The organism is Pseudomonas nabeulensis (assembly GCF_004682045.1).
In the GTDB taxonomy this organism is placed as follows: domain Bacteria; phylum Pseudomonadota; class Gammaproteobacteria; order Pseudomonadales; family Pseudomonadaceae; genus Aquipseudomonas; species Aquipseudomonas nabeulensis.
Genome location: NZ_QUZT01000018.1, coordinates 70210 through 90916 on the forward strand (window position 1 = coordinate 70210; position 20707 = coordinate 90916).

Annotated in this window: 18 protein-coding genes; 12 read left to right on the top strand and 6 right to left on the bottom strand. The window is 62.9% G+C overall.

The annotated features are described in order from the left end of the window. Nucleotides 1-64: 64 nt before the first annotated feature. The gene (locus DYL61_RS12045) at nucleotides 65-1147 is read left to right on the top strand and encodes an LLM class flavin-dependent oxidoreductase (protein ID WP_135308474.1); all 1083 of its coding nucleotides are present in this window, start codon (nucleotides 65-67) and stop codon (nucleotides 1145-1147) included. A gap of 149 nt (nucleotides 1148-1296) precedes the next feature. Here DYL61_RS12045 and DYL61_RS12050 read toward each other — a convergent pair whose 3' ends face one another. After that, nucleotides 1297-2091, bottom strand: coding sequence for a class II aldolase/adducin family protein (locus tag DYL61_RS12050; RefSeq protein ID WP_135308475.1), 795 nt, complete (start codon nucleotides 2089-2091; stop codon nucleotides 1297-1299). A gap of 223 nt (nucleotides 2092-2314) precedes the next feature. Beyond that, a complete protein-coding gene (locus DYL61_RS12055; RefSeq protein ID WP_105699696.1) occupies nucleotides 2315-3220 on the bottom strand; it encodes a LysR family transcriptional regulator in 906 nt (301 codons plus the stop codon). A 213-nt stretch (nucleotides 3221-3433) separates the two neighbouring features. On the opposite strand from DYL61_RS12055, the gene DYL61_RS12060 reads away from it, so the two are divergent. From DYL61_RS12060 to DYL61_RS12115, 11 genes are all read left to right on the top strand, one after another. Further along, nucleotides 3434-4045 (top strand): cysteine dioxygenase family protein, encoded by a 612-nt coding sequence (locus tag DYL61_RS12060; protein WP_105699699.1) that lies wholly within the window; start codon nucleotides 3434-3436, stop codon nucleotides 4043-4045. Further along, on the top strand, nucleotides 4042-5625 hold the full coding sequence (locus DYL61_RS12065) for a rhodanese homology domain-containing protein (protein ID WP_135308476.1): 1584 nt from the start codon (nucleotides 4042-4044) through the stop codon (nucleotides 5623-5625). Before DYL61_RS12060 ends, DYL61_RS12065 begins: the two co-directional genes overlap by 4 nt. Nucleotides 5626-5719: 94 nt before the next feature. Then, a complete protein-coding gene (locus tag DYL61_RS12070; RefSeq protein ID WP_135308477.1) occupies nucleotides 5720-6550 on the top strand; it encodes a TauD/TfdA dioxygenase family protein in 831 nt (276 codons plus the stop codon). Between the two features lie 197 nt (nucleotides 6551-6747). Further along, nucleotides 6748-9201: a TonB-dependent receptor plug domain-containing protein gene (locus DYL61_RS12075; RefSeq protein ID WP_135308478.1), complete on the top strand. Its 2454-nt coding sequence runs from the start codon at nucleotides 6748-6750 to the stop codon at nucleotides 9199-9201. A gap of 9 nt (nucleotides 9202-9210) precedes the next feature. Continuing rightward, a complete protein-coding gene (locus DYL61_RS12080; protein ID WP_135308479.1) occupies nucleotides 9211-10728 on the top strand; it encodes an FAD-dependent oxidoreductase in 1518 nt (505 codons plus the stop codon). A 189-nt stretch (nucleotides 10729-10917) separates the two neighbouring features. Then, nucleotides 10918-11283 (top strand): 4Fe-4S dicluster domain-containing protein, encoded by a 366-nt coding sequence (locus DYL61_RS12090; RefSeq protein ID WP_135308481.1) that lies wholly within the window; start codon nucleotides 10918-10920, stop codon nucleotides 11281-11283. Nucleotides 11284-11439: 156 nt separating this feature from the next. Then, nucleotides 11440-12414 carry an ABC transporter substrate-binding protein gene (locus DYL61_RS12095; protein ID WP_135308482.1) on the top strand — a complete coding sequence of 325 codons (975 nt, stop codon included), beginning with the start codon at nucleotides 11440-11442 and terminating at the stop codon, nucleotides 12412-12414. 30 nt (nucleotides 12415-12444) lie between these two features. Then, nucleotides 12445-13791 carry an LLM class flavin-dependent oxidoreductase gene (locus DYL61_RS12100; RefSeq protein ID WP_135308483.1) on the top strand — a complete coding sequence of 449 codons (1347 nt, stop codon included), beginning with the start codon at nucleotides 12445-12447 and terminating at the stop codon, nucleotides 13789-13791. Then, nucleotides 13788-14471 (top strand): peroxiredoxin-like family protein, encoded by a 684-nt coding sequence (locus tag DYL61_RS12105; protein WP_135308484.1) that lies wholly within the window; start codon nucleotides 13788-13790, stop codon nucleotides 14469-14471. The genes DYL61_RS12100 and DYL61_RS12105 overlap by 4 nt, the downstream gene beginning before the upstream one ends. A gap of 124 nt (nucleotides 14472-14595) precedes the next feature. After that, nucleotides 14596-15765 (top strand): acyl-CoA dehydrogenase family protein, encoded by a 1170-nt coding sequence (locus tag DYL61_RS12110; RefSeq protein WP_135308485.1) that lies wholly within the window; start codon nucleotides 14596-14598, stop codon nucleotides 15763-15765. Continuing rightward, nucleotides 15762-16706, top strand: coding sequence for a D-isomer specific 2-hydroxyacid dehydrogenase family protein (locus DYL61_RS12115; RefSeq protein WP_135308486.1), 945 nt, complete (start codon nucleotides 15762-15764; stop codon nucleotides 16704-16706). The genes DYL61_RS12110 and DYL61_RS12115 overlap by 4 nt, the downstream gene beginning before the upstream one ends. Before the next feature lie 155 nt (nucleotides 16707-16861). Here DYL61_RS12115 and DYL61_RS12120 read toward each other — a convergent pair whose 3' ends face one another. From DYL61_RS12120 to DYL61_RS12135, 4 genes are read right to left on the bottom strand one after another with little or no spacing between them, the layout of a single operon-like run. After that, nucleotides 16862-17608, bottom strand: a complete 747-nt coding sequence (locus DYL61_RS12120; RefSeq protein ID WP_135308487.1) for an energy transducer TonB — start codon at nucleotides 17606-17608, stop codon at nucleotides 16862-16864. Next, nucleotides 17605-18051: a protein TolR gene (tolR, locus tag DYL61_RS12125; RefSeq protein WP_135308488.1), complete on the bottom strand. Its 447-nt coding sequence runs from the start codon at nucleotides 18049-18051 to the stop codon at nucleotides 17605-17607. The genes DYL61_RS12120 and tolR overlap by 4 nt, the downstream gene beginning before the upstream one ends. A 14-nt stretch (nucleotides 18052-18065) precedes the next feature. Beyond that, a complete protein-coding gene (tolQ, locus tag DYL61_RS12130) occupies nucleotides 18066-18758 on the bottom strand; it encodes a protein TolQ (RefSeq protein ID WP_135308489.1) in 693 nt (230 codons plus the stop codon). 47 nt (nucleotides 18759-18805) lie between these two features. Next, nucleotides 18806-20668 carry a phytase gene (locus DYL61_RS12135; protein ID WP_135308490.1) on the bottom strand — a complete coding sequence of 621 codons (1863 nt, stop codon included), beginning with the start codon at nucleotides 20666-20668 and terminating at the stop codon, nucleotides 18806-18808. Between the last annotated feature and the right edge of the window lie 39 nt (nucleotides 20669-20707).

The window sequence follows — 20707 nt, forward strand, 5'->3', positions numbered from 1 at the left end:
CCGACCCCCTGCCCGGTGGAGGTAGCGATCACGCAGCGTCTCAAGTACAGGAAAAGGACAGACCATGAGCATTGAATTCATCGGCTACATTGGTGGCCATCACGCCTCTGAGATCCACCCCCGCAGCGGCCCGACCCTGCAACCGGACTACGTGGAAACCGTGGCCCGCGCCCACGAAGAAGCCGGTTTCGACCGCGCCCTGGTGGCCTTTCACTCCAACAGCCCGGACAGCACGCTGATCGCCTCCCATGCGGCCAGCGTGACCAAAAAGCTGCAATTTCTCATCGCTCACCGCCCCGGTTTCGCCCAACCCACGTTGGCAGCGCGCCAGTTCACCACTCTGGATGTGTTCAACGGCGGGCGCACTGCCGTGCATATCATCACCGGCGGTGACGACCGTGAATTGCGCGCCGACGGCAGCCATATCGGCAAGGATGAACGCTACGCGCGCACCGACGAATACCTGAGCGTGGTGCGCCAGGAATGGACCAGCGAACAGCCGTTCGATTTTGAAGGCACCTACTACCAGGTCGAAGGCGCACACTCCACGGTGAAATCGCCGCAGCAACCGCATATCCCGCTGTACTTTGGCGGCTCCTCTCCTGCCGCTATCGCCGTCGCCGGCAAGCACGCCGATGTCTACGCGCTGTGGGGCGAGACCTACGAGCAAGTGCGCGAGATCGTGACCCAGGTACGCGCCGAAGCGGCCAAGCACGGGCGTACGATTCGTTTTAGCCTGTCACTGCGGCCGATCCTCGCCGAGACTGAAGAGTTGGCATGGGCACGGGCCGACAGCATCTTGCAGCAGGCGACCGCGCTGGCCGAGAAGAATGGCTTTGTACGGCGTGAACCACCGAATGAAGGCTCGCGCCGGTTGTTGGCGGCGGCGGCGCAGGGGTCGCGGTTGGACAAGCGCTTGTGGACCGGGATTGCCGGATTGCTCGGTGCCCAAGGCAACTCCACCTCGCTGGTGGGCACCGCTGAGCAAGTGGCTGAGGCGTTGCTGGATTACTACGATTTGGGCATCACCACGTTCCTGATTCGTGGCTTTGATCCGCTGAACGATGCGATTGATTACGGCAAGCGCTTGATCCCGCTCACCCGCCAGCTCATTGCTGAACGCGAACAGTCCAAACAAGTCGCTTAATCAGGCACAACACAAAACCCATGTGGGAGGGGCGGTGCGACGATTCGACTTGCCCCCGATAGCAGTGTGTCAGTCTCAGTTGATTTGACTGACCCACCGCCATCGGGGGCAAGCCCCCTCCCACATTTTGATCTCCACAGAATTTCAGATCAGTTCTTGTAGTCAGTATCGGTACGCTCCAACTGCCGTACCAACGCATTCCAATGCCGCGCCACACCTGGCCCATCGCCACTGGCGAACACCTTGGCCTGCTGCTCCACCTTCTCCACCACCTCTTTGGGCGGAAAGATCAACTCCGCATTCCCCGCCGCCTGCGCCGCCACCTGGATATTGCACGCACGCTCCAACTGTTGCAGTTGCTGAAAGGCATGCTCAACGCTGACACCCGCGGTCAACAAACCGTGGTTACGCAGGATCATCACGCTCTTGTCGCCCAGGTCCGCCACCAAGCGCTCGCGCTCATCCAGGTCCAAGGCCACCCCTTCATAACCGTGGTACGCCACGCGCCCGGAAAAACCGATGGAATGCTGGGAGATCGGCAGCAAGCCGTCCTTCTGCGCCGACACCGCAATGCCGTCACGGGTGTGGGTGTGCAGCACGGCTTGCAGGTCATGGCGTGCACCGTGGATGGCGCTGTGGATCACATACCCGGCGTAGTTGATGCCCAGTCCGGTCGGGTCATCGACGATGGTGCCGTCGAGGTCGACCTTGACCAGGTTGGAGGCGCTGATTTCATCGAACAACAGGCCAAAGGCATTGATCAGGAAATGCTCCTCCGGCCCCGGTACACGGGCGGAGAAGTGGGTGTAGATGTGGTCGGTCCACTTATACAAGGCCGCCAGGCGATACGCGGCGGCCAGCTTGACGCGCACTTCCCATTCTTCTGGCGTGACGCGTTGGCGAACGTTGTTGGAAACGCTGGAAATCGAGGTGACGCTGCTCATGGCAAAACTTCCTGGATGGCCTTAAGGACTTCCAGGCAAGCCTAGGGGATGCCAAAAAATAATAAAAAGCACATTTTAATCTAAGCTAATTATTATTTTTTTTCATAACCATGATCGTTCCCACGCTCCGCGTGGGAATGCATCCCCTGACGCTCCGCGTCATGACCCAGAGCGGACGCGGAACGTCCGAGCGGCATTCCCACGCAGAGCGTGGGAAGGATCATCAGGCGGCGTCGCGGATCTTGTGCAGGGAAGCCGCAACCAACTTCCCGAACGCATCCACCGGCCCCTGCAAGTTGCCCAGGAAGTGCGGATAGATCAGCCACAAATCCATCACCGGCTTGAAGTCCTTGAGCGGCATCACCGCCAACTGCTCACGATGGGCGCTACGCTCCAACAACGGACGCGGCACCAGGCCCAAGCCCAATCCGTCCGCCACCAGGCCCAATTGCAACTCGGTGCCGAAGGTTTCAAGGTTTACCCGCAAGGCCAGGCCCTGGTCAGACAAGGTGCGCTGCAACCCGGCGCGGAAGCCACAACCATCCGGGTTGAGAATCCAGCCACTCTCGTACACGTCCGCCAGCTTGCACGGTTTCTTCGGCAGTTGCGCCTTGGCACACACCACCACCAACTCCATCTTGCCGATGGACTCGCCGACGATGTTGTCCGGGAAAATTTTGCCCGCCGGGAACAGCGCCGCCGCCGCGTCCAGCTCGCCGCGCTCGATCTTGCCGACCAATTGGCTGCCCCAGCCGGTGGCGACTTGTGCGCGCAGGTCGGCGTATTCGGTGCGCAAATGCTTGAGAGCATCCAGCAGCACCACGTCGCCGATGGTCTGCGGCACGCCCAGGCGCAACAGGCCGGTGGGCGGTGCGTCGGTGGCCACCAATTCGCGCAGGGCATCCATCTCGCGCAGGATCAACCGGCACTGCTCGTAGACGCGGGTGCCGATCAGCGTAGGCTTGAGGGGTTTGGTGTTACGGTCGAACAGCTCCACACCCAACGCCTGCTCAAAGTTCTGCACACGACGGGTAATGGCCGGCTGGGTCAGTTGCAACGACTCGGCGGCATGGCTGATGGACTGGCAACGAATCACTTCGACAAAGGCATCGATATCGTCAATTTTCATTTGGGCCGCACATAGAGAACAGTCATTAAGATGTGTGCCAAGCATAGTTGCAGGACGGCTATCTGGATAGCCTGCGCTGTGATCGATAACGTCTAACCCTAGTCGGAGCGGTTCTAAATTACCTTCAGATATAAGCTAATCATTAAAAAATAGCATATTAACTATAAACATTATGCTTATATAAACCCATCAACACCCACCGATGGAATTGCCATGACCCAGGCCAAACACCCCGAGCGACTCAGAGCCTTTATTGGCGCCCTGGCGGAATTGATCGACGGCAATCCACGTGAAGGTGACCTGCTGCACCGTGGCGGCAAGCTACTGGCGCAACTGGTCAGCCATGACGACTGGCTCCCCGATGAATTCGCCCAACCCGACCCCGAGCGCTACCAACAATTTTTGCTGCATGCCGATTCGCGCCAGCGTTTCAGTATCGTCAGCTTTGTGTGGGGGCCGGGGCAAAGCACGCCGATTCATGACCACCGGGTGTGGGGGCTGATTGGCATGTTGCGCGGTGCGGAGTTTTCCCAAGGCTTTGAGCGAGCGCCCGATGGCCGCCTGGTGGCTGAAGGCAAGCCGATCCAGCTCGTGCCCGGCCAGGTTGAGGCCGTATCGCCCAAGGTTGGCGACATTCACCAGGTGAGCAATGCCCACAGCGACCAGGTGTCCATCAGCATTCATGTGTACGGCGCCAACATCGGTGCGGTACGCCGCGCGGTGTACCAGCCCGACGGCAGCGAAAAACTGTTTATCTCCGGTTATTCCAACGCCTTCCTCCCGAATATCTGGGATTTGTCCAAAGAAAAGAGCCCTGCCCTATGACCACCGTATCCACACGCAGCTTTGCCCAGATTCGCCAGGCCCTGTTGGACCATCAGGAAGTTGCCCTGGTGGACGTGCGCGAAGAAGCGCCGTTCGCCGAATCCCACCCGCTGTTTGCCGCGAATATCCCACTGTCCAAATTGGAACTGGAGGTGTATTCGCGCATTCCACGCCGTGACACCCAGGTCACCGTCTACGACAACGGCGAAGGCCTGGCCGCCCGCGCCGCCGAGCGCCTGGTGGCGCTGGGCTACACGCAGGTTGGATTGCTGGAAGACGGCCTGGACGGCTGGCGCAAGGCCGGCGGCGAGCTGTTTATCGACGTCAACGTGCCGAGCAAAGCCTTTGGCGAACTGGTGGAAAGCGAACGCCACACCCCGTCCCTGGCCGCCGAAGAAGTGCAGGCGCTGCTCGACAGCCAGGCCGATGTGGTGGTGCTCGACGCCCGCCGCTTCGACGAATACCAGACCATGAGCATCCCCACCGGCATCAGCGTGCCGGGCGCCGAGTTGGTGCTGCGCGCCCGTGAACTGGCGCCGGACCCGGCCACCCGCATCATCGTCAACTGCGCCGGGCGTACCCGCAGCATTATCGGCACCCAGTCGCTGATCAATGCGGGCGTGGCCAACCCGGTGTCGGCGCTGCGCAACGGCACTATCGGCTGGACGTTGGCCGGGCAGAAACTTGCCCATGGCCAATCGCGCCGCTTTGCGCCGACCTCGGAAGCACATCGCCAAGTGGCCGCAGTGGATGCACGCGGCGTCGCCGACAAGGCCCGTGTCGGCCGCGCCACATTGGCCGACCTGCAAGGCTGGCAACAGGAAGCCCATCGCACCACGTACCTGTTCGATGTGCGTACCCCGGAAGAATTCGAAGCCGGCCACCTGCCGGGCGCCCGCTCCACACCGGGCGGCCAACTGGTGCAGGAAACCGACCACGTCGCCAGCGTACGCGGCGCGCGCCTGGTACTGGCGGATGACGATGGCGTGCGCGCCAATATGTCCGCGTCCTGGCTGGCCCAACTGGGCTGGGAGGTGCATGTGCTGGACGACCTGCAACCGTCGCACTTCAGCGAACAAGGTGCGTGGGTCGCCCCGGTGCCGACGCCGCCCCAGGCCGAGCTGATCAGCCCCCACACCCTCGCCGAATGGCAGGCCCACGGCGACACCGTGGTGCTGGACTTCACCGCCAGCGCCAACTATGTAAAACGCCATATCCCCGGCGCCTGGTGGGCCCTGCGTGCACAACTGCCCGAGGCCCTGGCCAAGGCACCCGCCGCCCAGCGTTACGTATTGACCTGCGGCAGCAGCCAACTGGCGCGGCTGGCGGTGGCCGAAGTCGAAGCCATCACCGGCAAACAAGTGTTCCTGTTGCAAGACGGCACCGCCGGTTGGATCAACGCCCAACTGCCGCTGGAAGAAGGTGAAACCCACCTCGCCTCGCCGCGCATCGACCGCTACCGCCGCCCGTACGAAGGCACCGACAACCCCAAGGAAGCCATGCAGGCCTACCTGGACTGGGAATTCGGCCTGGTGGACCAACTGGCCCGCGACGGCACCCACGGTTTCTACGTGATCTGATCCACCCCACTGCCTGCACCCACCGAGGGTGCAGGCCCCCACATCCGACCCCTCTCCAGGCGGAGGCTGAACCCATACACGAGAGGACACCCGCATGACCCTGCATATCACCCGCCTGGAACCCACCATCGGCGCCGAAATCGCCGGCATCGACCTGCGCGAGCCACTGACCCACGCCTTGCGTGATGAACTGCGCCAACTGCTGCTCACCCACAAAGTGCTGTTCTTCCGCGACCAGGCCATCAATACCGAACAGCAAATCGCATTCGCCAAGGAATTCGGCGAGCTGTACGTGCACCCCACCACCCAGCAAAACGATCCGACAAAACCCCAAGCGCACCTGATCGAAGCCCAGGACGAACGCAAACTCTACGGCCCGCGCATCAGTGGCCGTTGGCACACCGACACCAGCTGGCTGCTGCAACCGACCCTCGGCGCGGTACTGCGCGCGGTGGACTTGCCGGAGGTCGGCGGCGACACCCTGTGGGCCGACGCCGGTGCGGTGTACCGCGCCCTGCCCGACGACCTGCGCGCCGAAATCGACAACCTGCACGTGGTGCACGACTTCAAGAAGTCCCTGGATAAAGTCGGCTACGACTACCCGATCCTCGCCCATCCCCTGGTACGCACCCACCCGGAAACCGGCGAAGACGGGCTGTTTATCAACTTCTCCCAGAACCCCTCGGTGATCGGCTGGACACCCCAGCAGAGCAAGCAGTTGATCGACCGTCTGTTGCTGGAATTCAACAAGCCCGAGCACCAGGTGCGCTTCAAATGGCGCCCCGGCTCCGTGGCGTTCTGGGACAACCGCTCGACCCTGCACTACCCGGTCTACAACTACGGCGACTACCCGCGTCGCATGGAGCGAGTGTTGATTGCGTATGACGATATTCCGCATCGGGTAAGAGCCGCCAACGCCGCCTGACCTTTTCTCTTAAAGCCCCACACAGTCCCCCCAGGTGGATGCAATCCCCTGTGGGAGGGGGCTTGCCCCCGATAGCGGTACATCAGCCAACTCATCAGTGACTGACACTCCGCCATCGGGGGCAAGCCCCCTCCCACACTGACCGCATTCACAAAGGGCGATCTGCGGCGTTCTCTCGTCTTTTGGAAACAACCTCCATGCCTCCATCGCGCTTTCACTACTGCGCAGCAGCGCTGAGCCTGCTCGCCATCCATTTCCCGGCCCTGGCCGAAGACACCGATAAAACCCTCGGCACCGTGGTCGTCACCGGCAACCGGGGCAACCAGGCGCGCACCATCGCCGACAGCCCCTCGCCCATCGACGTGATCAGCGCCGAGCAGTTGCAGGCCAGCGGCAAGGTCGGCCTCAAGGAGTTGCTGGCGCGCCTGCTGCCGTCGTTCAACCTGCCCGCCATCAACGGCGGCGGCACCTCGTGGTCGGTGCGGGGCGTGACCATGCGCGGCTTGTCCGGCGACCAGGTACTGGTACTCGTCAACGGCAAGCGCCGCCACAACACCGCACTGATCAACAACCTGGCGCGTATCGGCACCGCTGCGGTGCCGGTCAACCTGGACTTGATTCCGGTGAGCGCCATCGACCATATCGAAGTGCTGCGCGACGGCGCCTCGGCCCAATACGGTTCGGATGCGATTGCCGGGGTGATCAATATCATCCTCAAGGAAAACGACAGCGGCGGCAGCGCCGAAACTTCCTTCGGCCGCTACGGCGCAGGTGACGGCGACACCGTGCACCAGACCGTCAACTACGGCCTGCCGCTGCCCAACGACGGCTTTGCCAACCTGGCGCTGGACGTCAAGGAGCAAGAACCCTTCGACCGCACCGGCAGCGCCACCGGCCGCCTGTATGGCACCGCCGCCAACCCCGACAGCCGCGACCAGACCGTCAACCGCCACGGCTGGAACCCCAGCTACGGCCTCGGCCGCGAGAAGGTCACCAACGCCAGCTACAACCTGGAGCTGCCGCTACAGGATGACCTCAAGTTCTATTCGTTCTCCACCGCCAGCTACATGGAAACCACCAAGGTCACCGGCAACTACCGTCCCAACGAGATCACCTCCCTGGCCGGCGACCCGAACACGCCCTACCCCGATGGCATCCACGCGCAACGGCGCAACCGCACCAAGGACTTCCAGGTGGCCGGTGGTTTCAAGGGCCTGATCGGCGGTTGGGACTACGACATCAGCTCGACCTGGGGTGAAGACGACTCCACCCTCAATGCCAACAACACGCTCAACCCGTCCTGGGGCCCCACCAGCCCGACCTCGTTCAACCTGGCCACGCAGATCTTCGACCAGTGGACCAACAACCTCGACCTGAGCCGCACCTTCGATATCGGCCTCAGCCACCCGCTGCAAACCGCGTTCGGCTTTGAATACCGCTGGGAGAAATACCAGATCGAAGCCGGCGACTACGCGTCCTATACGCCGGGCAACTACGTGCTGCCGAGCGGCCCATTTGCCGGGCAAACACCGCTGCCGGGATTGGCCTCCTACAACGGCACCAGCACGGCGGATGCCGGTGAGATCAGCCGCAGCAACGTCGCCAGCTACCTCGACCTGGGCCTGGACGTGACCGACCGCTGGTACGTCGGTGCTGCCGCACGCTACGAGCGCTACACCCAGGACATCGGCAGCACCTGGAGCGGCAAGTTGTCGACCCGCTTCAAGCTCACGCCGGAATTTGCCCTGCGCGGCACCATCAACAATGGCTTCCGGGCGCCGTCGCTGGCGCAGACCATTTATGCATCGTCCACCTTTACGTCCGGCGGCGTGGTCAACGGCCAACAAGTGTCGGTGCCGGTCAAGGTGCTGCCAGTGGACACGGCCGAAGCGCAAGCATTGGGCGCGGAGAAACTCAAGCCGGAAAAATCGCTGAACTACAGCTTTGGCTTCACCTACGAGCCCACGCAAAACTACCGCCTGACCACCGACCTGTACCAGATCGGCATCCGTGATCGCATCGTCTCCACCAGCCTGCTCGGCGGCCCGGCCGTGTCGCAGATTCTCGCGGCCAACGGCCTGTCGCCGGGCCTGTACGCGCAGTACTACACCAACGCCGTCGACACCCGCACCCGTGGCATCGACATCATCAACGAATACCGCCAGCAGCTGGACGAATACGGCCAAGTGCGCTGGAGCCTGGCCTACAACTGGAACCAGACCAAGATCGAAAAGCTCCAGGACACGCCACCGGCACTGGCCAGCCTGGGCTCCAACTACCAGATCTTCGACCGTCGCCTGCAAAAAGACCTGACCGTCGCCACGCCCCAGTCCAAATTGATCCTGGCGGCCAACTGGAAGGTCAGCGCCTACACCCTCAACCTGGCCTTGACCCGCTACGGTAGCTACATCGAAGGCGACAACAACCCGATCAACGACCGCAAGTTCAGCGCCAAGTGGATCAGCGATATCGACGCGGCCTACGACATCAACAAGCACTTCACCGTGGCCCTGGGCGCCAACAACCTGTTCAACGTGTACCCGGACAAAAAAGGCATCAAGGACTGGGCTGGCGGCTATGAATACGGGCAATTCTCGCCGTTCGGTTTTGGCGGCGCGTATTACTACACACGGCTGGCGTACAACTTCTGAGGCCCTGACATGACTCAATTGTGCTGCGATGTATTGATCGTCGGCGGCGGTTTGGCGGGCACCTGGGCCGCCATCGCGGCCGCCCGCGAAGGCGTCAAGGTGATCCTGGTGGACAAGGGCTACTGCGGCACCAGCGGCGTCACCGCCACCGCCGGGCCCGGCCACTGGTGGGTGCCGCCGGGCGCCCGCGAAGCCGCCATCGACAAACGCCTGGGCACGGCCTACGGCCTGGCGGATGCACGCTGGATGGCCCGCGCCATCGACACCACCTGGACCAGCCTGCCGGGCTTGAGCGACTACTACGCGTTCCCGCAAAACGAACAGGGCGAGACCCAATACCGTGGCCTGCGCGGCCCGGAATACCTGCGCGGCCTGCGCCGCCGGGTGCTGGACAGCGGCGTGACGATCCTCGATCACCACCCTGCGCTCGAGCTGCTACGTGATGACCATGGCGACGTGGTCGGCGCCCGTGGCTGGCGCCGCCAGGCCGGCGGGGACTGGTTGATCCGTGCCAGCGCAGTGGTGCTGGCCACCGGCGGTTGTGCCTTCCTGTCACGACTGCTGGGCAGCCACACCAACACCGGCGACGGCTACTTGATGGCCGCCGAGGCCGGTGCCGAACTGTCGGGCATGGAGTTTTCCAACTACTACTGCATCGCAGCGGCGGGTAGCAGCATGACGCGTTCGATGGTGTACAGCTTTGGAGAATATTTCGATGCGGCGGATCGCCCATTGAATATCAGTGGCGGCCCCGGCTTTACCGATGACCTGGCCAGGGCCCTGCTCAATGGCCCGGTGTATTGCCGCCTGAATCGAGTGCCCGCGGATATCCGTGCGCAACTGCCCAGTATCCAGCCGAACCTGATGCTGCCGTTTGATCGGCGCGGGGTAGATCCCTATCGCGAGCGGTTTGCCGTGACCTTGCACCCCGAGGGCACCATCCGCGGTGTCGGCGGGCTCAGGGTGATTGATGACGATTGCCAGACCACCGTGCCCGGCGTATTTGCCGCCGGTGACGCCGCCAGCCGTGAGCCGATTGCCGGTGCCACCTCGGGCGGTGGTGCACAGAACTCGGCGTGGGCGTTGTCTACCGGGCAATGGGCGGGCCGTGGGGCGGCGCGATTGGCGCGCCAGAAAGCGGCGTATCACGGCGCGCTACGCGGGTTCGATGGCGTTGCCGGTGGCAGCCCGGAACTGATCCAACGCATCCAGGCCGAAGTGCATCCGCTGGACAAAAACCTGTTCCGCAGCGGCGCACAACTGGAGCGGTCCTTAAGCGCGCTCGACAACATCTGGGACCAAGTACGTGCAACACGCCCTGGCGCCAACCCCCTGCGCGCCCGCGAAACCGCCGCCATGGCCGCCACCGCCCGCTGGTGCTACACCGCCGCCGCCTTGCGCAAGGAAAGCCGGGGCATGCACCAGCGCAGCGATACGCCGCAGCAGAGTGTGTTGTATGACGCGCATTTGCGGGTGTCCGGTGTGGACCAAATACAGGCGCGTTTCGACCCCGTTCACCCAGGCTAAAGACTTCACCTGTGGCGAGGGAGCTTGCTCCCGCTGGAGTGCGCAGCACTCCCAAAAAAAGCCGGCTCCAGCTGCGCTGTCGAACGGGAGCAAGCTCCCTCGCCACAGCAAGCTCCCTCGCCACAGCAAGCGCCCTCGCCACAGCAAGCGCCCTCGCCACAGGTAACTCACACACTAGAGATATCCAACATGCTCGAGCTGATCTACTCCGACCTGTGCAACGGCTGCGGCCAATGTGTCGCTGTCTGCCCCACCAACGTGTTGGCTGCCAACGCCCAGGGCAAACCCCTGATCGCCGATCAACAAGCCTGCCAGACGTGCTTCATGTGCGAACTGTATTGCAGCAGCGACGCGCTCTACGTCGACCCGGACGTTGAACAACTGCGCCATCCCGATCCGATAGCCGTGCGTGAAGCCGGGCTGCTCGGCCAATACCGCCGCGACTCGGGTTGGGATGAATGGGCGGATGATCCTGCCCATCGCAACGAACACTGGCGCATGGATGGCATCTTCGCCCTGGCCCGCAGCACGCCAACAAATGCAATAAGAGAATAATCAATCATCTAATAATGAATTATTTTGATAATTACCATATAACCAAAAAGAACTTCACAGCGAGTTCTTATGGGAATAACGTCAACTCACTCACCGACCCCTTCTCCAGGCGGAGGTAACCGAACCCTTTCTTGATCTGCCTGGAGCCTGTATCCCATGGTCTTTACCACCCCGTTCAAACGCCTGCTCCTGGGCACCGCCCTCGCCCTTGGCCTGATCGGCAGCAGCCATGCCGCCGACCTGCAACCGCTGCGGGTGGCCAATCAGAAATCGACGATCAAGGCACTGCTGGAAGTCTCCGGCGAAACCAAGAACGTGCCTTACGACATCCAGTGGTCGGAGTTCCCGTCCGCCTCGCCACTGGGTGAAGCGTTGAATGCCGGTGCGGTGGATATCGGCGCCCTCGGCGATGCACCGTATGTGTTCGCCCTCGGTGCCGGCGCTTCGCTCAAGGTGGTCAGCATCATTCACGCCGAAGGCCGCAACACCACGGCCCTGCTGGTGAACAAGGATTCGCCGATCAAGACCGTGACGGACCTGAAGGGCAAGAAAATTGTCACCGGGCGCGGCTCCATCGGCCATTACCTGGCGATCAAGGCCCTGGCCACCGCCGGATTGACCACCAAGGATGTGCAGTTCATTTTCCTGCTGCCCAGCGAATCACGCCTGGTGCTGGATAACGGCACCGCCGATGCCTGGGCCACCTGGGACCCGTACACCACCGTGGTCACTTCGCAAAGCCAGGCCCGCGTGTTGATCAGCGGCAACAAGCTGCTGAGCAACCACTTGTACCTGGCGGCCACCAGCCAGGCCATCGCCGACAAGCGTGCGCAGTTGGACGATTTTGTTGCGCGCCTCGACCGCGCCTACGCCTGGGCCAACACCCACCCTAATGAATATGCCGCCGCCCAGGCCAAGATCACCGGCCTGCCGCTGGAAGTGCACGTGGCAGTGGCCAAGGACACCCAGCTGACCCCGGTGGCGATTGACGATTCGGTGATCAGCGGCCTGCAAGCCACTGCCGATATCTACCAACAAGAAGGCCTGCTGACCAAACACATCGACGTGTCGCAGGGCTTCGATAAAAGCTTTAACGCCAAGCGTGCCCCCCTTTCCCAAGCCTCGCGCTGATAAACAGCCTCGCGCTAACAGGAGCAGAACATGAGCAAGCCACGTCAACTCAAACTCGGTGCAATGGTCCACGGTGTCGGTCACGGTTGGGGCGAATGGCGCCATCCCCAGGCCCTGCCCAACGCCAGCACCAACTTCGGCTTCTACAAGCAGCAAACTGAACTGGCCGAAGCCGCCAAATTCGACTTCGTGTTCATCGCCGACAGCCTGCATATCCACGCCAAATCCAGCCCGCATTACCTCAACCGCTTCGAGCCACTGACCATCCTCTCGGCCCTGGCCGCGATCACCACCCATATCGGCCTGGTCGCCACCGTGACCGTCAGCTACACCGAGCCCTACCAGGTGGCGCGCCAGTTTTCGTCCCTGGACCATATCAGCGGCGGCCGCGCCGGTTGGAACGTGGTCACGTCGTGGCTGAGCGGCACCGCCGATAACTTCGGCAAGGCCGAGCACCCGCCTCACGCCGTGCGCTACCGCATCGCCAAGGAGCACGTGAATGCGGTCAAGGGCCTGTGGGACTCATGGGAGGACGATGCGTTTGCCTACAACAAGCAAAGCGGCGAGTTCTTCACCCCGAGCAAGCTGCATGCACTGAACCACAAGGGCGAGTTTTTCTCGGTGAAAGGCCCGTTGAACATTGCGCGTTCGCGCCAGGGCCAGCCGGTGATTTTCCAGGCGGGCACCTCCGAGGACGGGCGCAACTTCGCGGCCGAGAATTCCGACGCGATCTTTGTGCATGTGGAGAGCATCGAAGAAGGCCTGGCGTACTCTCAAGACTTGAAGCGCCGCGCCAAAGGTTTTGGCCGCGACCCCGACAGCCTGTCGATCCTGCCGGGCATCCGCCCGATTGTCGGGCGCGATGCGGCCGAGGTGGAAAGCCGCTATCAGCAGGCCGTGGACCTGGTCACCGTGGAAGACGCCATCGTTGCCCTGGGCCGTCCATTCAACGACCACGACTTCAGCCAATACCCACTGGACGCGCCCTTCCCGGACCTCGGCGACCTGGGCTCGAACAGCCAGCGCGGTGGCTCCGACCGTATCAAGCAACTGGCCAAGGACGAAGGCCTGACCCTGCGCGAAGTGGCCCTGCGTTTCTCGCGGCCCAAGCGTGATTTTGTCGGCACCCCGGAGCAAGTCGCCGATGCGATCCAGACCTGGTTCGAACGCGGCGCCAGCGACGGTTTCATCGTCAACTCGGTGCTGCCGGACGGCTTGCAGTACTTCGCTGAACTGGTGGTGCCCGTGTTGCAACAGCGCGGTCTGTTCCGTACTGAATACAGCGGCCAGACCCTGCGCGACAATCTGGGCCTGGACGTCCCGGCCAACCGCTACAGCGTCGCCGAGGTTGAAGAAAAACAGGAGGCACTGGCATGAGCGAATCCCTCAATCGTCAATTGGCGGACCTGCACGCCGAACGCGTCGCCACTTGGGCGCCCGAGTCGTTGAAGGTCAATATCGACCAGCGCCAACGCCTGGTGGACGAAGCTCGCCCAGACGACTACGTACAGGTTGGCGATGAGCTGGACCCATTCACCCTGCGCAACGTCGAAGGCGGTGAACTCAATCGCGACCTGCTGTTGGCCGATGGACCGGCGGTGTTGGTGTTCTTCCGCTTTGCCGGCTGCCCGGCGTGCAACATCGCCCTGCCCTATTACGAGCGCCAGCTCTACCCACGCCTGCGCGAACTCGGCGTGCCGCTGGTGGCGGTGAGCCCGCAAGTGCCGGAGCGTTTGGTGGAGATCAAGACCCGCCACAACCTGCAATTGCTGGTGGCCAGCGACAAGGACAACAACCTCGGGCGACGCCTGGGGATCCTCTACAGCTTTGACGAGGCCTCGCGCAATGCAGCGCTGGCCAAGGGCAGCAGCATTGGCGAGACCACCGGCACCGGCACGTGGGAGTTGCCGCAGCCGACGGTGGTGGTGATTGCCAAGGATGGGACGGTAGCGTTTGTGGAGGTGAGCCCGGACTGGTTGGTGCGTACGGAGGCTGAGCCGGTGTTGCAGGTGGTTGAACACCTGTTGGGCCAACAGCCCGTACGCCTAGCCATCTGATTGACGCCGATCCCCTGTGGGAGGGGGCTTGCCCCCGATAGCGGTGGGTCAGCCAGTACTTCTGTAGCTGATACACCCTCATCGGGGGCAAGCCCCCTCCCACATTTTGACCGAGTACATTCCTATGACCCAACCATCTCTACGCTCCGTGGAAGTCGCCAACTTCGAGGCCCTGCTCGAACGCCTCACCACCGAACTGGCCAGCACCGCCCACCTCTACGATGAAAGCGGCGCCTTCCCCCACGCCAACTTCAAGTTGCTCCACGAGCACGGCCTGGTCGCTCTCACCGTGCCCAAATCCCTCGGCGGTGGCGGTGCCAGTCTGCCCCTGGCACGCAAGGCCATCAGTGCGATTGCCAAGGGCGAACCCTCCACCGCGCTGATCCTGGTAATGCAGTACCTGCAACACACCCGCCTGCAAGACAGCAAGACCTGGCCCGCGCACCTGCGTACCCAAGTGGCCGAAGACGCCGTGCGCAACGGCGCATTGATCAATGCCCTGCGCGTCGAGCCCGACCTCGGCACTCCGGCCCGTGGTGGCCTGCCGGCAACCACCGCCGTGCGTACCGCCGAAGGCTGGCGCATCAGCGGGCGCAAGATCTACTCCACCGGCAGCCACGGTCTGAGCTGGTTCAGCGTGTGGGGCCGCAGCGATGACGCCGACCCATTGGTGGGCGCCTGGCTGGTGCCAAAAGACAGCCCCGGTGTAAGCATCATCGACACCTGGGACCACCTGGGCATGCGCGCCACCTGCAGTCACGAAGTGGTGCTCGACAACGTGCTGGTGCCGCTGGATCACGCGGTCAGCGTCAGCCCCTGGAGCGCGCCCTCGCCAGAACTGGATGGCGAGGGCTTCCTGTGGATGTCGGTGTTGCTGTCCTCGGTGTACGACGCCGTGGCCCACGCCGCACGGGATTGGCTGGTGAACTGGCTGGAAGAACGCGCACCGTCCAACCTCGGTGCTTCCCTGGCCACCTTGCCGCGCTTCCAGGAGACCGTCGGGCATATCGACACCCTGCTGTTCGCCAACCGCAGCCTGCTCGACGCCGCCGCCGAGGGCCACACCCCGACCGCCAACGCCGCGCAATTGAAGTACCTGGTGACCAACAACGCCATCCGCGCCGTGGAGCTGGCCATCGAGGCCTCGGGCAATCCTGGCCTGTCGCGCTTGAACCCACTGCAACGCCATTACCGCGACGTGCTGTGCAGCCGTGTGCATACGCCGCAGAACGACGCCGTGTTGCAAGGCGTCGGCAAAGCCGTCTTCGCCCAACGCCAGAAGGAACGCACATGACCCAGGTGATTATCGCCAGCCAGCTGGACGAAGACTTCAACGAAGTGATTCGCGAGCGTCTCAAAACACTCCACCCCGAAGCCCAAGTCATCGGCATTCCCGCCGGCGTGCCGAGCGACTTGCCGCCCCAGGCGAATATCCTGCTGGCCCGACCGATCAACGTACGCGGCTACAGCGCCCCGGACACCCCGCCGCCGGGCTGGCCGTATGGTGCGCAGTGGGTGCACCTGGTGTCGTCGGGCATCGACTTCTACCCTCGGTGGCTGTTCAACGGCCCGCCGGTAACCACCTCCCGAGGCAGTGCGGCGGATAACCTGGCCGAGTTCGCCCTGGCGGCGATCTTTGCCGCGTCCAAGCATTTGCCGGATATCTGGGTGAAGGACTCTCAGTGGAATTTCACCCCGTTGCGCCCGCTCAAGGGCACCACGCTGGGCATCCTCGGCTTTGGGGCGATTGGTGAAAGCCTGGCGCAAAAGGCCCTGGCCTTGGGCATCCACGTGGTGGCGCTGCGTCAAAGCCAGACGCCGTTCAGCGCCGGGGTAGAAGCCGCCAAGGACATCCACGACCTGTTCGCCCGCGCCGATCACCTGGTGGTCGCGGCACCGTTGACCGAGGCCACGCGCAATCTCATCAACCGCGATGTGCTGGGCAGTGCGAAGCCAGGGCTGCATTTGATCAACATTGCGCGGGGCGGCTTGCTGGACCAGGCGGCGCTGCTGGAGGCGTTGGATAACGGCCAGGTGGGGCTGGCCTCGCTGGATGTGACGGAGCCGGAGCCGTTGCCGGATGGGCATCCGCTGTATACGCACCCCAGGGTGAGGTTATCGCCGCATACCTCGGCGATTTCGACGAACAGCAAACAGGAGATTGCGGATACGTTTTTGGCGAATTTGGAGCGGTATGCCGGCGGTCGGGCGTTAGCGAACCTGGCGAATTCATAACGTCGTATCAAGATCCAAATGTGGGAGGGGGCTTGCCCCCGATAGCGGTGGGTCAGCCAGTACATCTGTAGCTGATACACCCTCATCGGGGGCAAGTCGAGTCGTCGCACCGCCCCTCCCACATTTGCCCTGTGTTGCCTGGGAGGAATCAGAGGTCATTTGATGCGGTAGTGGAACGTGTTGCGCACTGCCGGGACGGGTACGGGTTTTCCGTCCACGATCCTCGGCTGATAGCGAAAGGTATTCGCCGCCGCCAATGAAGGCCGCATAAACAATGGATGGCAACCTTCCAACACCTTGGGATTTTCCACCCGCCCCTGGGTGTTGACCGTGTACTCCACCGAACAATCGCCTTCGATGTTCTTGTCCAGCGCACGCTCGGGATAGTCCGGGGCTTCCTTGCTCAAGGGTTGATATTGCCGACTGTCGAATGCCGGTGCCGGTGCCGGGACAGGCGCGGCGGCAGCCGGGCGCTCAGCCACCCGGCGCTGTTGTTCCAACTCGCGGTTGCGCTGCTCTGTCGCCAAGCGTTCTTGCTGCTCTTCGATTCTCTTTTCTTCGACGCGCTTGCGGGCCAACGCCGCTTTTTCGAGCTTGCGGGCCTGGATCTGTGGGTCAACCGTCGGTTTGACGGGAACCACCACGGGCTCCGGCACCGGTGCTGCGACGGCAACCGGTTCAGGCGCAGGCGCAGGTGCGGGCGGCATGATCACCAATTGGGTATGCATCACCCGTGGCGCCTCCACCGTCGGCTTTTCCGTCGACCAGCCGAGCATCAGCGCCGCCACCACACCCACGTGCAGCGCCACCGCGAGACTGGCCGCGAAGCTGTTTCGCCAAAAACCCGAGGGTTGCCCTGGCGCCATCGTCAACGTGGGACTGTGCATGATCATCGCCGTCATTGCGGGGCCTCAGTCACCAGCCCCAGGTTGCTCACCCCACCCTTCTGCAACACCGCCATGGCCGCGACCACTCGGCCATAGCCGGCGTGATCGTCGGCGCGGATATACACCTGGGTGTCGCTGCGCGCCGCCACCACCTGCATGACCTTGGCGCCCATTTCGTCGAGGCTCACGGCGCTGTCGGTCTGGTGCTGGGTGTCGAGTTCGCCGCCGAGGTTCCAGTAGTAGCTGCCATCGGCCTTCACCGACAACGTGAGAATCTGCTGGCGGGTGTCGGTGGCCAGTGCTTCGGCGGCGACCTTGGGCAGTTCGATCTTCACGCCCTGGGTCAGCATGGGCGCGGTGACCATGAAGATCACCAGCAACACCAGCATCACGTCGATATAGGGCACCACGTTCATCTCGGCCTTGGGCCCGTGCTTGCGTTGCGGCCTGGTCAGCATGGTCTTGCTCCTGTTCAGGCGGCCACGGCCAGGTTGATCGACGTACCGCGCAGGGTGCGATGCAGGCGCACTTGCAGCTCATTGCCGAAAGCGTAGTAGCGGGTGAGCAAGGTCTGGCCGCGTGCGGCAAAGCGGTTGTAGGCGATCACCGCGGGAATCGCCGCAAACAAGCCGATGGCCGTGGCGATCAACGCTTCGGCGATGCCCGGCGCCACGGTGGACAACGTGGCCTGTTGCACCTGGGACAAACCGATAAAGGAATTCATGATGCCCCACACGGTGCCGAACAAGCCGATGTAAGGGCTGACCGAACCCACCGTCGCGAGAAATTGCAGGCCCTTTTCCAACTCGATTTCCTGCTCGGTGATCGCCACCTGCAAGGCCCGCTCGACCCCTTCCAGCACCGCCGGATCATGGCTGTGCAAGTGCTGGTATTCCTGGACCCCGGCGACAAAGATCGGCGCGATACCGCCCTCACCCGCCTGTAGCGTTTCGCGGTACAGCGGCTGCAAGTCGGACGCGGCACGAAAGCGCTGCACAAAGCCGTTCAACTGGCGTTCCAGGCGGCGCAGCACGCTGGCGCGCTGGATGATCAAGTACCAACTGACCAGGGAGGCCAGCAGCAAGGTGACCATCACTGCCTTGACCAACAGGCTGGCGTCACTGATCAGGCCCCAGATCGTCATATGTTCCATCGTCGCGTGCATGGTAGAGCTCCTATTCGATTAAAAAGTCATGACCGAGTGATGACGGTTCACGGCAAATTCAACGTGCGGGTCACCTCGGCCCACGGCACAAACTTGAAGTTCTGGGCCTGCTCGGGCATGCGCTTGCGCCCGTCCTGCACCACCAGCATGCCCTTGTTCCACGGCCCACCCAGGTTGACGGCGGTAACTTCGATCCCGTCGGTTTCCGAAGCACCGTCGATGCCGGCGGCGGCGTTCAGGCCGACGCGGAACGCACCGTGACTGGCAAACGGTGGTTCGGCATCCACCACCAGGTAGCTGTCGTTGCCCTGGCTTGAGATCACCAGGTAGTCGCGCTTGTCGCTCTGGTACAGCGCCAGACCCTCGACATCGGCATGCAGCTGCGCACCGACCTTGATCACGTTGGTCAGCGTGGCCGGTTGGTCGGCGCGGGCATCCACCGCCCACACGCCGACGTCTTCTTCACCGATAAACAGGCGCTGGCGCTGGTCATCGGCCACGCAGCCTTCGGGCTGGCTGTCGACCTTGAACTGGCGCACCAATTCGCCCTGCACGCGGCCATCCGGCGCGCTCAGGCGGTATTGCAGGAAGGTGCCGTCCTTGTCGTTGGCGACGGCATAGACCTCGCCGCTGGCGGGCTGGAACAGGCAGATGCCATAGATGGCCTTGAGCGGCGTCGGCACTTCACCGGCTTCACGCAACTCACCGGTGGCGCGGTCGATGCTGAACAGGCTGAGGCTGTTGTGGTCGCGATTGCTCGCCACGGCCAGGTCGACGGTTTGCGTGCCAAGCTTGAAATTGGGGCGCACGTCGACGTTGTTCAGGCGGCCGACGGCCAGCTCCTGCATCAGCTTGCCGTCGAGGTCGTAGGCCAGCAGGCCCTGTTTTTTATTGGTGCCCAGCACGCGGCTTTTCTCCGGGTGCTCGGGGTGAATCCAGATGGCCGGATCATCGGCGGCATCGCCCTGGCGCGCGACCGGGTCGCTTTGGCGTAGGGCGGCGACTTCCGGGATCACCGGCTCGACCGGTACAGGCTTGGCCTGCCAGTTGAGCTTGCCCTGGTACAGCTTGCCGCTGTCGTCGTCACGCACCAGCACCTGCTGGCCGTGGATGCTCAGTTGCTCCGGCTCTTTCAGGCCCGGCAGGCTCAGGCTGGCTTGCTCGGTCCAACGTTCGCCGGTTTGTTGAAACAGATGCAGTTGGGCGGTCTTCGGGTCCAGGCCGATCACGCCACCCGGCACCAGCGCCAGGGCACCGGCTTCGCGTTTCGGCGTGTCGAATACAGCGATTGGCGTGCGTTTTACATCCGCTTCCGGATGCGCCGGGTAGGCCCACCAGCCGACGTTTTCTTCATTCACCACCAAGCGATTGCCGGCGTCATCCACCTGGCAGAACTGCGCCGAAGGCGGCAGCGGCAGGCCGCGTACGCGCTGGGGTTGGTTCAACAAGGTTGCGCCGTTGCCCACCAGCCACTGTTCGCCCTTGCCCTCTTCGCCCACCAGGAACACAAACACATTGGCCGCGGAATCGCGGTATAGGCACAGGCCGTTCACGGCGAAGTCGCGGGTTGGCAGGTAGAGCGGCTTGCCGAAGGTTTTGGTGGAGGCGTCGAGGCTGATCAGCATTGCTTGCTGGCGATCGTTGTCGAGGCTGGCCACCAGCGTCTGGGCGCCTGCAGCGCGGGTGTCGAGGCTGGTGAAATTGCCGTTGAAGCGCGCCAGTTCTGCGCCCTTGGCATCCACCAGTTGCAGGCCGTCGCGGGGGCTGGCGGTGAGGTGCTCCTTGGCATTCAAGAACGTCATGGCCTCGGCATTGAGGCTTGGTGCCCAGGGGGTCAAAGCCAAATCAGCGGCGAATGCAGGCGCAGAGGTAGCTAATGCAATCAACAAGTACAGCTTGGAAATTCTCATGTACGGCTAAATCCTTCAAAAACAATGGAGATCTACTGT

Bases quoted from the DNA above. Each gene is read 5' to 3' on its own strand.
- DYL61_RS12045 (WP_135308474.1), top strand. From the start codon at position 65: ATGAGCATTGAATTCATCGGCTACATTGGTGGCCATCACGCCTCTGAG.
- DYL61_RS12050 (WP_135308475.1), bottom strand. From the start codon at position 2,091: ATGAGCAGCGTCACCTCGATTTCCAGCGTTTCCAACAACGTTCGCCAA.
- DYL61_RS12055 (WP_105699696.1), bottom strand. From the start codon at position 3,220: ATGAAAATTGACGATATCGATGCCTTTGTCGAAGTGATTCGTTGCCAG.
- DYL61_RS12060 (WP_105699699.1), top strand. From the start codon at position 3,434: ATGACCCAGGCCAAACACCCCGAGCGACTCAGAGCCTTTATTGGCGCC.
- DYL61_RS12065 (WP_135308476.1), top strand. From the start codon at position 4,042: ATGACCACCGTATCCACACGCAGCTTTGCCCAGATTCGCCAGGCCCTG.
- DYL61_RS12070 (WP_135308477.1), top strand. From the start codon at position 5,720: ATGACCCTGCATATCACCCGCCTGGAACCCACCATCGGCGCCGAAATC.
- DYL61_RS12075 (WP_135308478.1), top strand. From the start codon at position 6,748: ATGCCTCCATCGCGCTTTCACTACTGCGCAGCAGCGCTGAGCCTGCTC.
- DYL61_RS12080 (WP_135308479.1), top strand. From the start codon at position 9,211: ATGACTCAATTGTGCTGCGATGTATTGATCGTCGGCGGCGGTTTGGCG.
- DYL61_RS12090 (WP_135308481.1), top strand. From the start codon at position 10,918: ATGCTCGAGCTGATCTACTCCGACCTGTGCAACGGCTGCGGCCAATGT.
- DYL61_RS12095 (WP_135308482.1), top strand. From the start codon at position 11,440: ATGGTCTTTACCACCCCGTTCAAACGCCTGCTCCTGGGCACCGCCCTC.
- DYL61_RS12100 (WP_135308483.1), top strand. From the start codon at position 12,445: ATGAGCAAGCCACGTCAACTCAAACTCGGTGCAATGGTCCACGGTGTC.
- DYL61_RS12105 (WP_135308484.1), top strand. From the start codon at position 13,788: ATGAGCGAATCCCTCAATCGTCAATTGGCGGACCTGCACGCCGAACGC.
- DYL61_RS12110 (WP_135308485.1), top strand. From the start codon at position 14,596: ATGACCCAACCATCTCTACGCTCCGTGGAAGTCGCCAACTTCGAGGCC.
- DYL61_RS12115 (WP_135308486.1), top strand. From the start codon at position 15,762: ATGACCCAGGTGATTATCGCCAGCCAGCTGGACGAAGACTTCAACGAA.
- DYL61_RS12120 (WP_135308487.1), bottom strand. From the start codon at position 17,608: ATGACGGCGATGATCATGCACAGTCCCACGTTGACGATGGCGCCAGGG.
- tolR (WP_135308488.1), bottom strand. From the start codon at position 18,051: ATGCTGACCAGGCCGCAACGCAAGCACGGGCCCAAGGCCGAGATGAAC.
- tolQ (WP_135308489.1), bottom strand. From the start codon at position 18,758: ATGCACGCGACGATGGAACATATGACGATCTGGGGCCTGATCAGTGAC.
- DYL61_RS12135 (WP_135308490.1), bottom strand. From the start codon at position 20,668: ATGAGAATTTCCAAGCTGTACTTGTTGATTGCATTAGCTACCTCTGCG.